Origin of the sequence: Streptomyces sp. KMM 9044, from assembly GCF_024701375.2 — a bacterium.
Taxonomy (GTDB): domain Bacteria; phylum Actinomycetota; class Actinomycetes; order Streptomycetales; family Streptomycetaceae; genus Streptomyces.
This window is the reverse complement of the sequence record NZ_CP113910.1, coordinates 4,277,528-4,295,176: the sequence shown is the minus strand read 5'-3', so window position 1 is coordinate 4,295,176 and position 17,649 is coordinate 4,277,528. Positions and strand designations below refer to the sequence as shown.

The following is a 17,649-nucleotide window of genomic DNA, read 5'->3' as shown; positions in this document are numbered from 1 at the left end:
GAGGCGGGGAAACCCGAGTGGGTCGTAGAAATACGGTTTTCGGCAGGCGGTGCGGGCGACGCCCCTGTTACGGAACGGCCGCGGGCAGCTGGGCGATTTCCCGCAGCTGATTCAGGTCGAGGACAGTGGTACGGCGGTAGCCGGTGGTGATGAGTTCGTCTCTGCGCAGTTCGGCGAGCGCCTTGTGGATGGTGACCTCCGCCGAGCCGGTGAGCGCGGCCAGCTCCGGCTGGGTGAGGTCGACCCCTATGACCAGCCCACGCGGCACCGGATGCCCGTACGAGGTCGCCAGCTCGGCGAGCACGCGGGCAAGACGCACCTTGACCGGATACCCCCCGAACTCCACTCGCCGTTGGTTCGACCAGCGCAGCCGCTGCACGACGATCCTGTTGACCGCACGCGCCGCCTCGGGGTGGGATTCGAGGAAGGACCGGAGGTCGGACTCGCGAACGATGCTGGCGACGATCTCTCCGCAGGCGGTGACCGTGGCCGACCTCGGCGCGCCGTCGTCCATGGCGGCCATCTCGCCGACTATGTCCCCTCCGACCCGGATGGCGAGCAACGCCTCGTGGCCATTGTCCAGGCGAGCGGTGACCTTGACGAATCCGGAGCGCAAGAGCACCACATGGTTGGAGAAGTCACCCTCACGGATCAGGATCTCTTCGGGTAGATAACGGCAGCGGGTACCGATCCTGAGCAGCTTGGTACGGACGGGCTCCGACAGACCACCGAGGAAGCTGCGGGCAGGCCACCCTTCCGGGCCCTGGGATGCGGACTGCGGCGTCAAGGGCACTTCTCTCCTTCTCCGCACCAACTTTGATCTGCTTCTGATCCATGCGAATCAGCTGTTCCAGAGAAGCAGTTGTCAGAGGACCAGGGCAGAGTGCGCGGAGGGCTCACTTGATGCGCTGGGCGCATGCCAGGGGCGCACACCAGATCGATGAGCGCCCATGCAGCAGCCTCGGCTACCGCTGTCCCGCCGAGCACGAGGCCGCACTCTTAGCCTGACCACAACAAGGATGTCTGGCGGAACAAGCTCACTCCTCTACGGCTATACGAGCAGTCGGATCCTCTCGGACAGGTGCTCGAAGCTGCACGGATTCGGCACACATGAGGCCGGGAAACCCCGCGAACACGTGAGAACTATGGAGGGGTGTTTCCCCAGGCCAGGCACCCTTTCGGTGACGTTTCCGCAGGTCACAGCCCCGCCCCGGGAAAACTCCTAAAGCGGGTGTCGCAGGTTCGAATCCTGCCGGGGGCACAGCAAAACGCCGGGTCAGAGGCCCTTCCGTCCGACGGACGGAAGGGCCTTCGTACGCGCAGCACACATATGGCACACATGCGGCTGCGGGCAGAGGTGGGGAGCTGTGCGAGATGCCCGCGAAGAACGAGTTGTCCCGGCGCCGGTACGAGAAGTTGGCCGACCGGCTGGAGTCGTTGATGCGGGTCGCTCTGAAGCCGCAGTACGAGGGGTATTTCGGACAGCTGGTCCTGGACAGCGACGACCTCGCGGAGATGGGCGACCTCAAGGACGTTCGGCAGGCGGCGCGGGAGGCCGGCCAGCGTCTGGGCTGGAAGACCGCCACTCGCCTCGTCGGTGGCCGGCTCTTCGTGCTCGACGAGCGGTCAGTGCCTGAGCACATCGAGGCGCTGGCCGAGGACGAGACCGCTGCCGCGATGGACCGGGCCCGGCGGGATGGCCGCCGGCCGAGGCTGCTCTGACCCGGAAAGACCGGAAGGCCGCCCCCACCGGTTCCATACCAGTGACGGCGGCCCCCTCCGTTTGCCGTTTCTCGGCACGGATCAGACCCACATCACGCCGAGTCCTCCTCCTGGGCGGCCACCGCCTCGGCGGCCTGGCGGGCCTTCCGCTCGGCCTCCTCCAGCCTGATCTGCGCCTCGGCCAACTGCTTGGCACGCCGCTTGTGCATCTTCTTCGAGACCTCGTCGAGACGGTCCGGGAAGAGGTGCCCGTACGTGTCCAGGGTCAGCGTCGCCGACTTGTGGCCCAGCATCGTCTGGACGACGTTGACGTCCGCACCGCTGGCGATGGCGAGCGAGGCGGCCGTGTGGCGCAGTTTGTGCGGGGTGACCTTGAGGTGCCCCGGTCCGGCTTTCACGACCGCCGGCGCGAAGAGCCGCTGCCGGAAGTTGCGGGCCCGCAGCGGTCCGCCCTGCGGGGCGGTGAACAGGAGCTCGTCCTCGTCCCGCCCCTCGACGTGGGGCTTCAGCTCCTCCGCCAGGAATCTCGGGATCGGTACGGACCGGCGTTCGTGGTTCTTGGGCATGCCTCGCCGGACCGGTTGCAGGACTTCCTGGCCCGTGCGTCCTGAGAGGCCGACGAACTGCGCGACCGGGTGCGGGAGTTCGTGGTGAACTCGCTGCGGGACCAGGATGCCGTGCTGACCGCGGACGAGACCGGTGACATCAAGAAGGGCACCCAGAGTGCCGGGGTGGCCCGCCAGTACACCGGCGTCACCGGACAGGTCGAGAACGCCCAGGTCAGCTTCCACTTGTCCTACGGGTCCTCGCGCGGGCGGGCGATCATCGACCGTGAGCTGTATGCAGGGCAGCACTGGGCGGGCCGCAGTGAGGAACACCGCCGGCGCTGCGGGGAGGCCGGGGTGCCCGAGGAACGGGCCCGCACCGTGGTGACCAAGCCGGAGCCGGCCCGGCGCGTGGCCGGGCGCGCTCTCGCGGCGGGGGTGGCCTTCACCTACTTCCTGGCCGACGAGCTCTGCGGCGGCTCACGGTCCCTGCGCGCCTGGCTGGAGGAACACCAGGTCCGCTGGGTCTCCTGGTACCGGCAGACCACCGTGTGCATGCTCGCCCTGGCCTTCCTCACCGGCGTGCGGAGTCGACGCATACGCCCTCACCACGCCACCCCGTGAACCCACCGGCCCGACCGACGAGCAGGAGGAGGCCGTCGTCCCACTGTCCCTGAACGAGATCCGCCGCATGTACGACCGGATCGTCCTGGCACCCGCCCGCACCGCCAGGACCTGGCTCGCCCTGCACTGGAACCGCCGGCGCCGACGGCGCCAGACCAGGGCCCGCATCAGCCACTACCGCCAACGAGACCACTCACCGTGACAACACCGGCTGTAGTACCGGGTGGAGGGCGGCATCCCGCGCACCCCTGCTCTTCGGAGCCGGCTTCTTCGAGGAGTCAAGCCACGCCACACAGAGCGTGGCATACTCGAAGTATGGCAACCCGGAAGATCACCATCACCGTGTCGGAAGAGCTGGTGGAATCGATCAAGGAGCGCGTCGACGCACGCGGGGTGTCCGGCTACATCGCGGCCGCCGCCGCTCACCAGGACGCCATGGACCGACTGCGCGAGTTGGCCGACCGGCTCGAGGAAGAGCACGGCGCCGTGACGGACGACGAGCAGCAGGCAGCGCTGGAGCGCATCGCCGCCATCGACGGCTGGCATGACGAGCAGCGATCGGCTTCGGACGAGGCCGCGTGAGCCGCACCGCCCGAGCGAAGCTGCACCGGCCGCGCCAGCGCGTCTTCGTGTTCGACTCCGAAGCCCTCTCCAAGGCAGTCCAGGGCGACCGGGAGATGGCCGCGCTGATCAAGACGGCCCCGCGGCTCGACATCCCGATCGTCACCTCGGCGCTCACGACCCTGGAGGCATGGGACCCACGCGAAGCGTCGCGGCAGGCACTGTGGAACTGGACCCTGTCCCGGATCCGCATCGTGCACACGGACGACCAGGTGATCGCCATGGCACGCGGCATGCTGAAGGCGGCCGGCTTGCACGGGCACAAGTACGCCGTCGACGCCGTTCTGGCGGCTGTAGCCGGGCGAGAAGCCGCACAGGGAGCCGAGGCAACCGTCTTCACCTCCGACACCGACGACATGAACCGACTCCTCGCAGGCCACTCCGTGCGAGTCGAGAAGGTCTGACGGGACACCCGCACCTCACTCCGGCCGCTCGCCGGGCTCCAGACAACCCATGGCCTTCGCCGGACAGCACACTGAATCGCCCCGGGTTCGGTAGAGGCTTCAGATTGTGGTTGTGAGCTGGGGTTGTGCGAGTTCTGTGTAGTAGTTGGTCTCGTACTCGACAGGTGGAACGTGGCCTATCTCACCGTGGAGTCGGCGGTGGTCCACCGGATGTCCGGCCGTATGCCGGACTCGTGGGGGATCCCGCAGCGTCAAGCCGCTTCGGCCGGGATTTGTCCGGCTTGGATGGCCTCGACCAGGGCCTGGTGATCCTTCTCGTTCTGGTCCGCGTACAACTCGGCGAACGTCGCCAGCGCACGGTCGAAGACATCGCCGCCGCCCAGGTACGCGGCGATCGCGATGCGGTCCCCGGAACGGGCATGGGCGCGGGCCAGCGTGGCACCGCACAGCCGGCCGAACAGGCCCATCCGCTTGGGTGACATGCTCTCGGCCACAGCGATGCCTTTCCAGTCGCGCAGCTGGCGTACGTAGAAGTCCCGCCGCTTGCCGTCGATGCCCTGGACGCGCTCCCAGCCCAGGAAGATGTCGCTGGTGGCCTGCATGAGCCGTTGGCCGACGACGACACGCTCGCCCTGCGTGCTGAACGCGCTGCCTCCGACGTAAGGCGCCAGAACCGACTCCTCGGCCTCCTTGGCCTGGAGGAACAGGGGATCCTCGTCGTCCTTGCCGAGCAGCAGGATGATCCAGCAACGGGTTCCCACACTGCCCACGCCGACGACCTTGCGGGCGATGCCGGCAAGGCGATAGCTCTCCAGCAGGAACCGGCGGTCCGGCTGCAGGGTCCGGCCGTAGCGCTCGATCAGCCGGCTGATCTCCTGCTCCAGCCGACCGCGTTCAGCGTCCGGCAGCAGGTCCTGGAGCCGGACCAGCAGGGGAGGATCGGAAGCGATCTGACGCCTTCCGTCGATGACATGCGTGAGCTTGTCGAAGACCTGCAGTGTGTCGTGCGCACGGGCTCGCTCCCGGGTGCGTTCCCAGCGATCGCGCTGCTCGGCGCTCAGTACCGGGGCGAACTGTTCCTGCAGCTCGTCCGCGTCGAAGTGGGAGTACCAGACGTCTAGATTGCCCAGTCCGGCATAGCTCCGCATGCGCTCGCGGTAGGACCGCACGGTCTCCCGCACCACCGACACCCGCTCCTTGGAACCGAAGCCGTTCGCCCGGCCCGCGATGACCAGACTGGCCGACAGCCGCTTGACGTCCCACTCCCACGGTCCGGGCAGCGTCTCGTCGAAGTCGTTGATGTCGAACATCAGCCGGCGTTCCGGAGAGGCCAGCAACCGAAAGTTCAGCATGTGCGCGTCCCCGCAGCACTGCACCCTGAGCCCGGTGCGCGGCGCCTCCGCGAGGTCCGCGGCCATGATGGCGGCGGCCCCGCGATAGAAACGGAACGGCGCCTCGCTCATCCTGCCGTAGCGGATCGGCACGAGTTCCGGCACTCGCGTCGCGGACTGCTTCTCGATGATCTCCACCGGGTCCGGGCGCTTCGGCGGGGGCATGAACTCGGCGTGGCTGGAACGGGGCGCGTCGACGCGTGCTGCCTTGCCGCGGGCAACCCGCTCATGCGGGGTGAGGTGCCGTGTCTCGTCGCCAGAGAGATGGTTGTCGTTCATTGTGGACGCTCCAGGATGTGGTGGCCGACGCGCAGGCGTCGGCCATGACCGTCTGGAGCGGATCGTGCTCCGCTGCCCGGGACGAAGTTCGCGCCGACGGCATGGGGTCGCCGGAGTCGTGAGCCTTGCCGTTGACGTCGAGTGCGGGCCCGACCAGGTGGCTGCCACCGCGGACGGTGCTTGTTCCGACCCCGTCGGACCCCGTCGGATGAGATGGACGCATCCACTTACAACCTAACTCCGGGCGGTGCTCCAGACGACTTGGACCACCCTGGCCGCCGCACATTCAGGGAGCCAGGTGCGGGTCCGCCGTTGGATGGTGGCGTCATGATCCCGCGGCACGACCATCCCCATCCGGAGAGGCTTCGCTGCGGCGGGCGATCCGCTCGGCGCCGCACGATGACTGCGGCGAGCAGACGGACGGAGGTCTCCCGGCGAGCTCACGGCTGCTGCCGGCCCGCCCTCGGTTCCTGCCCCGGGTCCGTGGCGGGAGAAGGCGTGAGCTTCGCCGTCGCGACGTACGAGACCACGACCGCGACGATCACCAGCGGCATGACGGTGAGCCCCTGTGCCCCGACCAGCAGGGTGGCGAGCAGGACGGAGACCAGCGGGAGTCTCAGCATGGCGGCGCTCATCGCTCCGATACCCATCGCGAACCCCGCGACCAGGGTCAGTCCCGGCAGGTGGGAGAACAGGATGCCGCCCGCCGCTCCCACGAACATCGCGGGAAAGATGGGGCCTCCTCTGAAACTGCTCAGTGATGCGCAATAGGCCAGGCCCTTGCACACGACCAGCAGCGACAGCGCTCCCACCGAATACGCGGCGCTGTGTGTGAGAAGGGGATCCAGCGCCGTCTGCCCCGAATACAGCACATCGGTCGCCGGTTTGCCGGTGCCCTCCGCGTAGCCGATCGCCAGCCCCGCCACGACCAGGCCCATGACCACCGTGGTCGGCACCCGGCGCCTCTCGACGTGCACCCTGAACCGGACGGCGAGCCATCGGATTCCCACGCCCACGAGTGCGGCCGACAGACCGATGACCAGAGCCCAGCCGAATTCCGCCGCTGTCGGGTGCGTGGCCTCGGGTACGTCGTGCAGTGCCAGCGAGTAGGTGCCCAGCCCTGTCCAGCTTCCCAGCCCGACGAAGATGAGTGCACCGATGCCCGCGGCCAGCAGGCCGGGCACCAACACCAGCGCCATCGTCGGCCCACCCAGCCCTGAGGCTTCCATCAGGAGGAATGCTCCGAGCAGCGGTGATCCCAGCAGCGAGCTGACGGCCGCGAAACTGCCCGCCGCGCCCAGCACCGCGCTCACCTGCTCCGGCGGGTCCCGTTTGATCATCCGCACGGCGCCGGCGGCGAGCCCGCCGCCGAGCGCCAGGAGCGGTGCCTCGGGACCGAGGACGGCAGCGAAGCAGAGCGTCGCCAGGGCGGCGAGAAAGATGCCGGGCAGCTCGATGGGCGAGGGCGGGCCGGCGGTCTTGAACCCGGCCGTCGGCTCATGCCCGCCGTGCCCCGGCAGGTACTGAATCGTCAGTCCGGCAAGCAGTCCCCCCACAGCGAGCAGCGGCAGTGGCCACCACGGTGGGGTTCCGTCGAACCCCAGCGACTTGGGCAGATCCGTGTAGACCAGTGGCTGAATCTCACCGACCAGCGCAAGGAAGCCGAACGCCGCCGCGGACACCGGCACGCCGATCAGCGCGGCCGTCACCAACAACACCAGGTATGCGCGGCTCCGCAGAAGCGTCAGGGGGTCCTGGGGTGACGCGGCCTCGGATCCAGTCCTGGCGACCGGCATGCACACTGCCTCCTCGCGATGCGGACCTCGCCTGTGGTCTCATCGGCCGAATTCAGCGAACCCGGAACGCCCCGCCGCCTGCTGCGAGCGGCGCGGTTGCGAGCCTGGCACGCCGTTGACCGGCGGGCATTTCAACGCCGCCCATGCGGGTGACTCTGACGCGTCACCCTTGCTCAACCGGATTCCTCCGCGCCCGGTGGCTCGCCGGAGCCGGCCGACCGGGCGTCTTCTGCGACCCGGACAGCGCCGAGGAGGACCCGCGCGATCATTCCCACCAGCATCACGTCGGCCAGCATCTGCATCATGGTCAGGGCTTCGGCGTAGTCGGGCCTTGCCCTTTTTGATCATGTGAGGCCCAGAAGGGTGAGGGCGCGATTTTGGTCCCGGGCTGTCCGGCGGAGGCCGGCTGCGATGTTGCGGACGCCGGCTAGGCGGAGGGCTCCGATCGCAAGGTTTCTGCAGGTCGCCATCGCCCGGGGTGCGTTCCCGGTACGCAGTTGTGAGGCGTCCTCGGTGAGGGTGACGTCTCTGACGTGGTGCAGGGCCTCGACCGTCCAGTGCCCGCGGACCAGTTGGGCGAGCCGGGCGGGTGGGACCTGTTCCGCGGCGAGGCTGGTGACCGCGTAGACGGTCCTGAGACTGATCTTTCCCGTCTTGCGGTGGACGCGGCGGCGAACGATCTGGACGGCCTGGCGGGCACCGGGGAAGAGCAGGTTGTTGACCGTGCAGACCTTCAGCCTGCAAATCTCGGAGCATTCGTGACCGGGCGCGCACGTCCGGTCACGGAGCGGGACCTGCTTCCAGGGAAGGGACTTCAACTGCGTGCAGAACTTCTTCGTGTTGCGCTTCACGATCACGATGCAGTGGGCGCCCCGCCCGCGCAGATAGGTGGCGTGGTCGTGCTGGGTGTGCATGGCGTCGCTGGTCACGACGGTGCCGGACAGGTCGGGCAGCGTGTCCAGGAGGGGCTGGAACCGCGTGATCTCGTTGGTTTCCTCCCCGACGTCCATCTGCGCGAGGACCAGGCCGCTGGTGTGGTCGCAGGCGGCCAGGAGATGGATTTTCCGGCCCTTCGCGCGGGCGGCACCCCGCAGCGACTTCCCGTCGACGGCCAGTCCTCGCAAACCGCCCGCGTCCTTCTGCCGGTCGGTGAGCCAGGCTCCGACGGCCCGGTCCAAGGCGTCTGTGTCGGTCCTGGCCAGGAGCCTGCGGATCGTTGATTCCACAGGCCAGGAGCGTTTCGGGAAGATTGGGTCGACGCGGATGCCGAGCCGCTCGAGGAGTTCCGCCGGGGTGTCGGCCACCCATTCACTCACGGCCAGCAGCGGCCTCGCGCCGGCGAGGACCGCGCAGGCGGTCGGGACCAGCACCGTGACGAGTGGATGCCGACCCCGCGGGGATCACGCGGGCCGGGGACCTGCGCAAGGCGTTCCAGCAGGCCGGGGATCTCCCCGGGTGCAGCTCCCGGGTGGGGGCCGAGTTGGTCAAAGGCGGGAGAGAACAGAGATGATGCGTCGACAGGCACTGGCTTCCCAGGATCACAGAGCGTAGAGAACTCCATGATCACAGGTGTCCGTGCCTGTTCTGCATCGAACCCCGCCCAACCTGGTCATCTGTCAGGAAGCGGACGTCAGCCGACTACGCCGAAGCCCTGGCGGGCCCCTCTCCGCGGTCGGCCTTCACCTGCTTCACCACCCGCGCAGCCCTTCCGGACCCACGCCCAGATCCCTCGCGACCTCGGTGACCGTCTTCACCGAGGACAACGCCAAGGCGACCGCGTCCCGCTTGAACTCGGCCGTGCACCGCTTACTCATGATGCTGCTACTCACTACCTGTGACTACTTCCTCCCGGACATCCGTCCCAGTATCAAGCTGTCCGGCCAGCAGGGGGAACCTCAGTCCGGCTGGGGGATACGCGCCCGCACGCGCGGCGGCGCTCGCGGACGGCCACCCGGTGCAGACCACGACCGCCCGCCACAGCCGGCTCGTCGCCGAGCCGCACCAGTCCGCCTCGGCGCCATCCACGGACTCGGCTCCATCGGACCGGGCACTGTTGCACCGTTCCCACCGCCCCCGCGGCGACCACCGACTCTGCTGCTCAATTCGAGGGATGGTCGTCACGCACCGCACATCCGGGAGGGGCCGGCCGGGGCCGGACCGCCTCCTCGCGAGACCCGTTCCCTGCGCCCCGCCGACAGGCCGGCGTCACTCTCCGCAATGGAGCAACAGAGTCACCACCGGATCCAAAGCCGCCTGCGACAAGCCGTTCGGCCGCCGGCCCGGGGACGCGTTCAAGGTGAGTGACGAGGAGCCGGCCGCGGAGGACTACGGGGTGCGCGCGGGCTCCGGTACGGGTGGTACGTGAGCAGGTCCCCGTACCGGCTGCTGCGGCCCGGGTACGGCGGGGGCGAACAGCCAGCCGGTGGAGGGCCGGGTCAGCGGACGGACCAGGTGGCGCACCGGCGGGGACCCGAGCACCGTCGTCAGCAGAACCGCGCACAGCACCAGACCAACGATCTCGGCCGGGGTGTTCACCCGTGCTATCAAGCCCATTTCCCGGACCGGCAGTATGAACAGCGGGTGCAGTAGGTAGATCGTGAACCCGCCGGCGCCCACCGTGGTGACCAGCGGCAGCCGCCGCCGGGGCATCAGCCGCAGCAGACAGAGCACCAGGGCCGCGGCCGTGGCCAGCACCAGCAGCCGGACGCCCCAGGCCCACTCCAGGCTCAGCGGATCGGCGGCGGAGTAGGAATGGCGCATGGAAAGCCAGTTGCCCTTGATGTCCCTGTGCCACAGCCATCCCACGACGCAGGAGGCAAGGATCCCGGCGACCGCCGCGAACAGGCTCCACCGGCTGGTGAACCAGGTGCTCAGGAAGCCCTGGCCGATCCGCCAGCCGAGATAGAACAGCGGAAGGTAGACGAGCGTGCGGCTCGCCGAGAAGGCCAGCCCGAACTCCTCGACGTACCCCACGGCGAGGGCGACGCCGGTGGTGACGAGCAGCGGGTGACGCAGCTGGACCACCAACGGCAGTAGCAGCCGCCAGAAGAAGAGGGACATCAGGAACCACAGGGTCCACGGCAGTTGGACGACGTGCACGATGAACTCGTCGCCCAGCCAGTGCTTCTCCAGCGAGTAGAGCAAGCTGAACACGAGGGCGGGCAGCACGATGTTCTGCAGCAGGGTGCGCAGGGAACGGGGGCCGAGCGGTCCCGCACTGCTGAACACACCGGCCAACATGACGAAGGCAGGCACCCGGAAGGCCCAGCTGGCGATGTGGAAGGAGTGCAGTGCGTCCTCTCGCGCCAGGAGGCTGCCGCCGGTGTGCAGAATCACGATCAGCAAGGCGGAGAGGAACCGGGTGTTGTCCCACCACGGATTCCTGGCCCGGCCCGCCCCGCCGACGCGGTCACCGGAGACAGTGGCGGCACGCCTCGGGAGTGGCTTGCCCCTCATGACGGCGGACTCCTGACAGCGGCTCGGCAGCGGAATTGGCCGCCGTACCGGTGCTCGACTTGACGGGGCTGGGCACACCGTGCCGATCTCCGTGGAAGGCTTGGTTGCCGGCTCGGGTTCATACAGTGAACTCCACATGCACATCAGGAGCCCTGACGCACCTCTCGCCGGCGTTCCCGCCGCACTGCCCGCCCCGCTCGTATCCTCGTTTCCACGGAGTCCGCCCACCGAGGGGCCGGACCGCCTGCACACACCACGTACAGCGCTCCCTGCGAGAAGGGCAAGCGGGGCTCCCCTCCCCACTCCCGACGCATGCCTCTCGCCTCACGGCGCCCTTGGCGAGCGGGCCGCGCACCCAGAGCCATTCGCCGCCACGCCCGGTCTGCCGTCAGGTGACGTCGGCGTCATGGACACGACGGATCCGCTCGCCGGCCGAGCCGCCGGGCTTCCGCAACGACGGACCGACAGGCCGACAGGCCGACAGGCCGACAGGCCGACAGACCGACAGACCGACAGACCGACGATGGCCATGCCCGGTTCCGGCCGTGGAGGCCGACGTGTCGCCCGTGTGCCGCAGCCGGGGAAGTGCGGGTCCCGGGGCGGGACAGCGTCCGTGGCCGCATGCCGGGGGAAGGGTGTCTCCCTTGCGGCCATCGCCTCTGCTCCCCGGAGACGGCTGCCCCGGGCCGCCGCGCCCTGACCGGTCAGCACCCGCCTGCCGGTTCGGAGGTCTGGCAGATGTTGTTGATGAACCTGTTGTCCTTCCCCTCGGCGTCGCGGGTGGCCAGGTCCGCCGGGAGGTTGCCCAGCACGAGGTTGTCACGGACCACGTTCCGCTCGTTGGGGACGCCGTCCAAGCTGCCGAACACGATGATCCCGCCGGAGTACGGGGAGTCGCCCACGTTGTCGCGGACCGCGTTCTGCGTCACCAGCACCTCCTCCGCGCCGACGAGGACGATGCCGACCCCCTGGAGGTGGGGCAGGCGCGCGGTGGCGGGGCAGGATGTGTTGTTCTCGTAGACCGCGTTGCGGCGGACGGTCAGGTCGCCCACCGCGCGCGGCAGCACGACGAAGACACCCGCACAGTTCCCGGCGACGACGTTGTGCTCGACGGTGAGGTTCCTGAGCCGACGGGTGGTCATGCCGATCCGGTTGCCGGTCAGGCGGTTGCCGCTGATCACCGTGCCACGGGTGTCGAGGGTCTCGCTCTCCGCGTCAGCCTCGAACACGTTGGCGGTGTACAGCCCGGCGTCGCCGTTGCCGCTTGCGGTGTTGTGGCGGAACGAGGCGCTGGTGGAGCGGTCCTGCGCGATGCCCCATTGGCCGTTGTCCCGGGCGGTCACCCGGTGGACCTCCAGCCGGTCGGTGCGCGTGGCCAGGACACCGCTCTTCTTGAACCCTTCGACGGTCAGTGACCGGATCCGCACCCCGGTGACGGGTTGTGCGTCCGTGCCGGTGACACAGACGCCGTTCCCCGCCTCCGCGCACGCACTCCGTGCCTCCTCGTCCGTTCCGGGCACGATCACGGTCTGCTCGTCCGCGCCCCGGAGGGTCAGCGGCTTCGTGATCGTGACGCTTCCGCGATAGGTGCCCCGCGTCAGGACGATGGTGGCTCCGGGTGCGGCCGCGTCGACGGCCTTCTGGATGGACTGGCCCGGACGGACCACCTGCTCGGGTCCGCTGCGGGCGAAGGCGGCCGGAGCAAGGGCTCCCATGCCGGCGACGAGGGGTGCGATGGCGCAAATGACGCCTGTGACCTGGCATTTCCTCATGAGCTCGACGTTATGGGCCACCTCGCAGCACCGCCACTCTTGGCAACCATATGGATATGGAAAGTCACCGATCGGGCTTGTTCCCCGCCTCTGCCCCCGGCCGTCGGGCCGGGGGCAGAGGCGCGGCAGGAGCCGCCCCGAACCGGGTGGCAGGTCGTGCCGCACGGTGCTGATCAGGTGGAAGAGCACCGCGCGGCGCAGCCGGGCGCCACTCGTCGGAGATTCGTCGGCCCGATCAGGGTTGTCCGGTGCCGGTTTCGGCCTTGCGCAGCATCTGGGCCGGCAGCAGGGCGCCTCCGGTCGCCGCCCCCACCGCCCCCACCGCCGTCAGAACGGACCCGATCAGGACCACGAACATGACGGGCGACTTCGCCATCGCCCGCGGGTCGAGCTTGCGGAGGGCGTCGGGCAGCGACTTGACCAGCTGCTTCGGGTCGAAGACGCCCGCGCCGACACGGCCCTGGCCGGACGTGGGACCGGTGGGTACGTCGTTGTGCGGCGCCCGGGCCGGGGGGGGACATCGGGTCCTCGTGCTGGTGCGTGTCGGTGGTCATGACGCCAGTCCCTCCGCGAGGGGGCCCAGCGCAAGCGCCGGGAAGTAGGTCAGACCGGTGGTGATCAGGGCCACCCCCACCAGCAGCCCGGTGAACAGGGGTTTCTCGGTGCGCAGGGTTCCCGCGGTGGTCGGAGCCGGCTTCTGCTCCGCCAGGGATCCCGCCAGCGCCAGGACGAACACCATCGGCAGGAAGCGGCCGAGCAGCATCGCGATGCCGAGCCTGGTGTTGAACCACTGGGTGTCCGCGTTCAGACCGGCGAAGGCGGAGCCGTTGTTGTTCGAGGCGGAGGTGTAGGCGTACAGGATCTCGGGGAAACCGTGCGGCCCGCTGTGGGTCATCGAGTTCGCCGGAGTGGACAGCGCCATCGGCGCGGCGGTGAAGGTCAGTACCAGGGCCGGGGTGATCAGGATGTGGCAGGCGACGAACTTGATCTCACGGGTGCCGGTCCTCCTGCAGAGGTACTCGGAGGTGCGGCCGACCATCAGGCCGACGCTGAACACCGCCATGACCGCCATGACCGCCATGACCGCCATGACGAGCATGCCGTAGAGGCCGGAGCCGACGCCGCCGGGCGCGATCTCTCCGAGCATCGTGCCGAGCATCGTGATACCGCCGCCGAGGCCGGTGAAGGAGGAGTGGAAGGAGTCCACCGTACCCGTGGAGGTCAGCGTGGTGGCCACCGCGAAGATCGAGGAATAGCGGCCGGAGCCCGGGGCAAACGGGTCCGTGTATGACTCATGCGGGTGACGGTAGAAGGGAAACCTCCGATGCTCATGGCACACCCGGACGTGCTGGAAAACCTGATCGAGCAGTACGAGACGCTGCGCATGGTGCACACCGAGACCGGCGGCGAGGAAGCACGCCGGCGCATGGAGGACGTCGCCTACACCCTGTGCGTGTCCACCGGTACCCGTGACATCGGCTCCGCCCTCATCGCCGCTCGCCGCAGGCTGACCGCGGCCCGTACCGCCGACGGCTCTCTCGTCGTCACCTGACTGCTCCCGCTCCGCACCCGCCGGACCGGTAGCCCTGTCACCGAGAGCCGCCCGTGGACGCGGTCCGGAGGGCAGTGATCCGCCTGGTGATCATGCAGATCCCGGGAACACCTCGGTAACGGTTGCGAGTTGATCGCTCGAGAGGGGACCGGGCCGTCGACCGGAAGTCCGGTCGACGGCCTCCAGGACCTGTCCCGCGACCGTCCCGCTGTCGGCCTCCACCGGTCCGAATCGTCGCACTCACAGCCGGAGCCGGGGATTCGCGGGGCGTCGAGGTCTGGACGACATTATATCTGCACCCGCGGAGTGAGAGTTCTACGGAACCGTGCGGGCAGTTTCCTTGCAGCAACGAACAGAGCGGAATTGTCCAGCGCACACCGACTGCCACATCGTGCTACTGTCGATCCCAGTTGCAGTTGTGGTTCCCGAAATTCCAAATTCTCCTCAGTCGGCTTCTGCGCCACTGGAAGTGTTTTTTGGCACCGGTCTTTGTTCCGGCGGGTTGATCATTGCGGCGACACGGTGTCCGCACAGTGCGGGCACCGATTCACTGCTCCCGAAGGAGAACAAGACATGGCTACTGGCACTGTGAAGTGGTTCAACGCGGAAAAGGGCTTCGGCTTCATCGAGCAGGACGGCGGCGGCGCCGACGTGTTCGCCCACTACTCGAACATCGCCGCCCAGGGGTTCCGCGAGCTGCTCGAAGGCCAGAAGGTGAGCTTCGACATCGCGCAGGGCCAGAAGGGCCCGACGGCGGAGAACATCGTTCCCGCCTGACGCCGGCGCACACCGTACAGTTGGGGCCCGCAGCCTTCGGGGTGCGGGCCCCAACTGTACGCACTTCCCGCAGCGTTTTCGCCTGCGGGACAACCGCGAGGAATCGCAGAACTGCGCATACGGATCACCTTCAGAGGGGCACCAGAACGCGGCCCCGCTATTGCTCTGCAGCGCACGATTGATTCATTTTTTCATTCCATCCGGCCTGTTCTTGCAATTCTCCATGCCGCTCATCGCTGCGGGAATTCCTTGATATGTGCCGTATCGAGGAAGGTCCCCCATGAACCGCACACGCACGAACGACCGATTCCCCCGCACCCGTACGGGCGGCGCCGATCCGGGGAGGAGCGGCAAACGGTTCGGCTCATCGGTCCCGGGCCGCTCCGGCGGGCCGGTCCGCTCCGGCGGTCACAGCCGTCGGCCCTCCGCGTTGTCGGGTGAGTTCGCTCTCCCCCGGACGATCACCCCGGCGCTTCCCGCCGTGGCGGGCTTCGCCGACCTCGACATGCCCGCGGAGCTGCTGGCCGCGCTCGGCGCGGAGGGCGTGAGCGTACCGTTCCCGATCCAGGCCGCGACGCTGCCGAACTCCCTCGCCGGCCGCGACGTCCTCGGCCGGGGGCGCACCGGTTCCGGCAAGACCCTCGCCTTCGGGCTGGCCCTGCTGGCCCGTACGGCCGGCCGGCGCGCCGAGGCCCGGCAGCCGCTGGGGCTGGTCCTCGTACCGACGCGTGAGCTGGCGCAGCAGGTCACCGACGCGCTCACTCCGTATGCCCGCTCCGTGAGGCTGCGCCTGGCCACGGTCGTGGGAGGGATGCCGATCGGCAGGCAGGCCCACGCGCTGCGCGGCGGCGTCGAGGTCGTCGTCGCCACCCCCGGACGTCTCAAGGACCTCATCGACCGCGGCGACTGCCGACTGGACCAGGTTTCCGTCACCGTCCTCGACGAGGCGGACCAGATGGCCGACATGGGCTTCATGCCGCAGGTCACGGCCCTGCTCGACCAGGTCCGCCCCGAGGGCCAGCGCATGCTGTTCTCCGCCACGCTCGACCGCAACGTCGATCTGCTCGTGCGCCGCTACCTGAACGACCCCGTCGTGCACTCCGTCGATCCGTCGGCCGGCGCGGTCACGACGATGGAGCACCACGTGCTCCACGTCCACGGCGCCGACAAACACGCGGCCACCACCGAGATCGCCGCACGCGACGGCCGCGTGCTCATGTTCCTGGACACCAAGCACGCCGTCGACCGCCTGACCGAGCACCTCCTGAACAGCGGGGTACGGGCCGCCGCCCTGCACGGAGGCAAGTCGCAGCCGCAGCGCACCCGTACGCTGAAGCAGTTCAAGGACGGGCACGTCAGCGTGCTGGTGGCGACCAACGTCGCCGCGCGCGGCATCCACGTCGACAGCCTCGACCTCGTCGTCAACGTCGATCCTCCGACGGACCACAAGGACTACCTCCACCGCGGCGGCCGCACCGCCCGCGCCGGGGAGTCCGGCAGCGTGGTCACCCTGGTCACCCCGAACCAGCGCCGCGCCATGACCCGCCTCATGGTGACGGCCGGCATCGTCCCGCAGACGACCCAGGTCCGCGCCGGCACGGAGGCCCTGCACCGCATCACCGGCGCCCAGGCCCCCTCCGGCATCCCGGTCGTCATCACCGCGCCGGTGGCCGAACGCCCCAAGCGCCGCTCCACCCGCGGCCGGCGCCGCCCGGCTTCGGCCACCCGGCGCGCGCCCGCACGGCAGTCCGTCTCCGACGCGGCAGCCTAGGCCCCCGTCGTCCCGATCAGGAAGCCGGCCCATCTCCGCAGGAGGCATCTCTTGACGCTGGTCCAGACACGGTCCCGCTCCCCGCACACCAGCTCCGTGCACCGGACAGCGGCCGATGCTGTGGACGCGGCCGGTCCTCAGGTCTGGGACGGCATGACCGTCGAGGTGGCGCTGTCCGTCATGGCCGCCGCCCGTACGGGGCATCTCCTCGTCCGTGACGAGGACGGCCGGTGCACCGGCCTGGTCACCCGGGCCCGGCTCATCGCCGTGCGGGACAGTACCGGGTACACGGACCGGGTCCGCCTGCGCGACGTCGCCGACGGCGGCGGGCCCGTCACCTCGCCGCCGACCACGGCGGCCGGAGCCGGGCACGCCGTGCCGCGGCGTCTGCCCGGTGCCCGTCCCGTGGCCGACGAACACGGCAACGTCCCGGGCGCCCTCGGCCGCTCCCGCTGAACCGCTTCACCGGGTCGGCTCTCTCCCCTTCTTCTCCTTGTGAGGCATCATGCGTTGTGTCATCGCACGCTTTCCGTTCGAGCTCACCAAGAACGGTGTGCTGGAATCGATGAAGGGCGTCAAGCCCGAGCCGGTCGTAGGCGACTCCGTGATCATCGGGCGTCGCCACTACCCCGCCAAGCAGGTCGGCCAGGTCATCACCCACCAGGACCGCCGCGATTTCAGCGCCGGTGAGGTCCTCCGGGCCATGGCCCAGCTTGGCTTCACCTGCCGCACCGCCGCCCCCCAGGCCGCGCCCGCGAGGACCGTGGATCCGCTCCAGCGGGCTTCCGCGATGCTCGGCGCCCCCCTGTCCGTCTGACCGGCGGGACAGACGCGAGCAGGCACCGGTACAGCCGCCAGGACAGCAGTGGTGGCTGTACCGGTGCCTGCTTGTTTTCCCGGTCTCGTCAGGCGTCGGGCGGCTGCCCTGTCCAGAACCAC

18 protein-coding genes and 3 pseudogenes are annotated in these 17,649 nt (G+C 69.1%); 10 read left to right on the top strand and 11 right to left on the bottom strand.

Features of this window, described 5'->3' with window-relative positions:
* Positions 1 to 67: 67 nt before the first annotated feature.
* Positions 68 to 787, bottom strand: a complete 720-nt coding sequence (locus HUV60_RS19410; RefSeq protein WP_443047349.1) for a Crp/Fnr family transcriptional regulator — start codon at positions 785 to 787, stop codon at positions 68 to 70.
* Positions 788 to 1,374: 587 nt separating this feature from the next.
* Between HUV60_RS19410 and HUV60_RS19405 the strand changes: the two genes are divergently transcribed.
* On the top strand, positions 1,375 to 1,722 hold the full coding sequence (locus HUV60_RS19405) for a hypothetical protein (protein ID WP_257848523.1): 348 nt from the start codon (positions 1,375 to 1,377) through the stop codon (positions 1,720 to 1,722).
* Between the two features lie 92 nt (positions 1,723 to 1,814).
* Here the strand turns inward: HUV60_RS19405 and HUV60_RS19400 are convergent, their stop codons facing one another.
* Positions 1,815 to 2,288 (bottom strand): tyrosine-type recombinase/integrase, encoded by a 474-nt coding sequence (locus HUV60_RS19400; RefSeq protein ID WP_257848522.1) that lies wholly within the window; start codon positions 2,286 to 2,288, stop codon positions 1,815 to 1,817.
* Positions 2,289 to 2,372: 84 nt separating this feature from the next.
* Here HUV60_RS19400 and HUV60_RS19395 point away from each other — a divergent pair, with 84 nt between their 5' ends.
* From HUV60_RS19395 to HUV60_RS19380, 4 genes are all read left to right on the top strand, one after another.
* The gene (locus HUV60_RS19395) at positions 2,373 to 2,891 is read left to right on the top strand and encodes a transposase (RefSeq protein ID WP_443047348.1); all 519 of its coding nucleotides are present in this window, start codon (positions 2,373 to 2,375) and stop codon (positions 2,889 to 2,891) included.
* A gap of 67 nt (positions 2,892 to 2,958) precedes the next feature.
* On the top strand, positions 2,959 to 3,093 hold the full coding sequence (locus HUV60_RS19390) for a hypothetical protein (RefSeq protein WP_257848521.1): 135 nt from the start codon (positions 2,959 to 2,961) through the stop codon (positions 3,091 to 3,093).
* A 113-nt stretch (positions 3,094 to 3,206) separates the two neighbouring features.
* Positions 3,207 to 3,473: a hypothetical protein gene (locus HUV60_RS19385; RefSeq protein ID WP_257848520.1), complete on the top strand. Its 267-nt coding sequence runs from the start codon at positions 3,207 to 3,209 to the stop codon at positions 3,471 to 3,473.
* Positions 3,470 to 3,916 carry a hypothetical protein gene (locus HUV60_RS19380; RefSeq protein WP_257848519.1) on the top strand — a complete coding sequence of 149 codons (447 nt, stop codon included), beginning with the start codon at positions 3,470 to 3,472 and terminating at the stop codon, positions 3,914 to 3,916. The genes HUV60_RS19385 and HUV60_RS19380 overlap by 4 nt, the downstream gene beginning before the upstream one ends.
* Positions 3,917 to 4,167: 251 nt before the next feature.
* Here HUV60_RS19380 and HUV60_RS19375 read toward each other — a convergent pair whose 3' ends face one another.
* From HUV60_RS19375 to HUV60_RS19335, 9 genes and pseudogenes are all read right to left on the bottom strand, one after another.
* Positions 4,168 to 5,586 (bottom strand): DUF2252 domain-containing protein, encoded by a 1,419-nt coding sequence (locus tag HUV60_RS19375; protein WP_257848518.1) that lies wholly within the window; start codon positions 5,584 to 5,586, stop codon positions 4,168 to 4,170.
* A gap of 440 nt (positions 5,587 to 6,026) precedes the next feature.
* Positions 6,027 to 7,382, bottom strand: a complete 1,356-nt coding sequence (locus HUV60_RS19370) for a chloride channel protein (RefSeq protein ID WP_257848517.1) — start codon at positions 7,380 to 7,382, stop codon at positions 6,027 to 6,029.
* Positions 7,383 to 7,555: 173 nt separating this feature from the next.
* Positions 7,556 to 7,678 carry a hypothetical protein gene (locus HUV60_RS19365; RefSeq protein WP_257848516.1) on the bottom strand — a complete coding sequence of 41 codons (123 nt, stop codon included), beginning with the start codon at positions 7,676 to 7,678 and terminating at the stop codon, positions 7,556 to 7,558.
* A 207-nt stretch (positions 7,679 to 7,885) separates the two neighbouring features.
* A pseudogene (locus HUV60_RS19360) lies at positions 7,886 to 8,752 on the bottom strand (ISAs1 family transposase); the annotation flags it as partial.
* Positions 8,753 to 9,070: 318 nt separating this feature from the next.
* On the bottom strand, positions 9,071 to 9,211 hold the full coding sequence (locus HUV60_RS19355; RefSeq protein WP_257848514.1) for a transposase: 141 nt from the start codon (positions 9,209 to 9,211) through the stop codon (positions 9,071 to 9,073).
* Positions 9,212 to 9,707: 496 nt separating this feature from the next.
* Positions 9,708 to 10,838, bottom strand: a complete 1,131-nt coding sequence (locus HUV60_RS19350; protein ID WP_257848512.1) for an acyltransferase family protein — start codon at positions 10,836 to 10,838, stop codon at positions 9,708 to 9,710.
* A 704-nt stretch (positions 10,839 to 11,542) separates the two neighbouring features.
* Complete coding sequence (locus HUV60_RS19345; protein WP_257848511.1) at positions 11,543 to 12,610, bottom strand: right-handed parallel beta-helix repeat-containing protein; 1,068 nt, start codon at positions 12,608 to 12,610, stop codon at positions 11,543 to 11,545.
* A gap of 310 nt (positions 12,611 to 12,920) precedes the next feature.
* Positions 12,921 to 13,164: pseudogene (locus HUV60_RS19340) on the bottom strand (potassium-transporting ATPase subunit B); the annotation flags it as partial.
* Positions 13,161 to 13,862: pseudogene (locus HUV60_RS19335) on the bottom strand (potassium-transporting ATPase subunit KdpA); the annotation flags it as partial. The pseudogenes HUV60_RS19340 and HUV60_RS19335, both read right to left, overlap by 4 nt.
* A 72-nt stretch (positions 13,863 to 13,934) precedes the next feature.
* Between HUV60_RS19335 and HUV60_RS19330 the strand changes: the two are divergent.
* From HUV60_RS19330 to HUV60_RS19310, 5 genes are all read left to right on the top strand, one after another.
* Positions 13,935 to 14,162, top strand: coding sequence for a DUF5133 domain-containing protein (locus HUV60_RS19330; protein WP_257848510.1), 228 nt, complete (start codon positions 13,935 to 13,937; stop codon positions 14,160 to 14,162).
* Between the two features lie 573 nt (positions 14,163 to 14,735).
* Positions 14,736 to 14,939 carry a cold-shock protein gene (locus tag HUV60_RS19325; RefSeq protein ID WP_004986771.1) on the top strand — a complete coding sequence of 68 codons (204 nt, stop codon included), beginning with the start codon at positions 14,736 to 14,738 and terminating at the stop codon, positions 14,937 to 14,939.
* 280 nt (positions 14,940 to 15,219) lie between these two features.
* Complete coding sequence (locus HUV60_RS19320; protein WP_257848508.1) at positions 15,220 to 16,710, top strand: DEAD/DEAH box helicase; 1,491 nt, start codon at positions 15,220 to 15,222, stop codon at positions 16,708 to 16,710.
* A 51-nt stretch (positions 16,711 to 16,761) separates the two neighbouring features.
* Positions 16,762 to 17,166, top strand: coding sequence for a CBS domain-containing protein (locus HUV60_RS19315; protein ID WP_257848507.1), 405 nt, complete (start codon positions 16,762 to 16,764; stop codon positions 17,164 to 17,166).
* Between the two features lie 49 nt (positions 17,167 to 17,215).
* Positions 17,216 to 17,527: an SCO5918 family protein gene (locus HUV60_RS19310; RefSeq protein WP_257848506.1), complete on the top strand. Its 312-nt coding sequence runs from the start codon at positions 17,216 to 17,218 to the stop codon at positions 17,525 to 17,527.
* Positions 17,528 to 17,649: the final 122 nt, after the last annotated feature.

Coding starts and splice junctions, on each gene's coding strand:
- HUV60_RS19385 (WP_257848520.1), top strand. CDS start 3,207: ATGGCAACCCGGAAGATCACCATCACCGTGTCGGAAGAGCTGGTGGAA.
- HUV60_RS19375 (WP_257848518.1), bottom strand. CDS start 5,586: ATGAACGACAACCATCTCTCTGGCGACGAGACACGGCACCTCACCCCG.
- HUV60_RS19310 (WP_257848506.1), top strand. CDS start 17,216: ATGCGTTGTGTCATCGCACGCTTTCCGTTCGAGCTCACCAAGAACGGT.
- HUV60_RS19370 (WP_257848517.1), bottom strand. CDS start 7,382: ATGCCGGTCGCCAGGACTGGATCCGAGGCCGCGTCACCCCAGGACCCC.
- HUV60_RS19350 (WP_257848512.1), bottom strand. CDS start 10,838: ATGAGGGGCAAGCCACTCCCGAGGCGTGCCGCCACTGTCTCCGGTGAC.
- HUV60_RS19325 (WP_004986771.1), top strand. CDS start 14,736: ATGGCTACTGGCACTGTGAAGTGGTTCAACGCGGAAAAGGGCTTCGGC.
- HUV60_RS19345 (WP_257848511.1), bottom strand. CDS start 12,610: ATGAGGAAATGCCAGGTCACAGGCGTCATTTGCGCCATCGCACCCCTC.
- HUV60_RS19405 (WP_257848523.1), top strand. CDS start 1,375: ATGCCCGCGAAGAACGAGTTGTCCCGGCGCCGGTACGAGAAGTTGGCC.
- HUV60_RS19320 (WP_257848508.1), top strand. CDS start 15,220: ATGAACCGCACACGCACGAACGACCGATTCCCCCGCACCCGTACGGGC.
- HUV60_RS19330 (WP_257848510.1), top strand. CDS start 13,935: ATGCTCATGGCACACCCGGACGTGCTGGAAAACCTGATCGAGCAGTAC.
- HUV60_RS19400 (WP_257848522.1), bottom strand. CDS start 2,288: ATGCCCAAGAACCACGAACGCCGGTCCGTACCGATCCCGAGATTCCTG.
- HUV60_RS19365 (WP_257848516.1), bottom strand. CDS start 7,678: ATGCTGGCCGACGTGATGCTGGTGGGAATGATCGCGCGGGTCCTCCTC.
- HUV60_RS19390 (WP_257848521.1), top strand. CDS start 2,959: ATGTACGACCGGATCGTCCTGGCACCCGCCCGCACCGCCAGGACCTGG.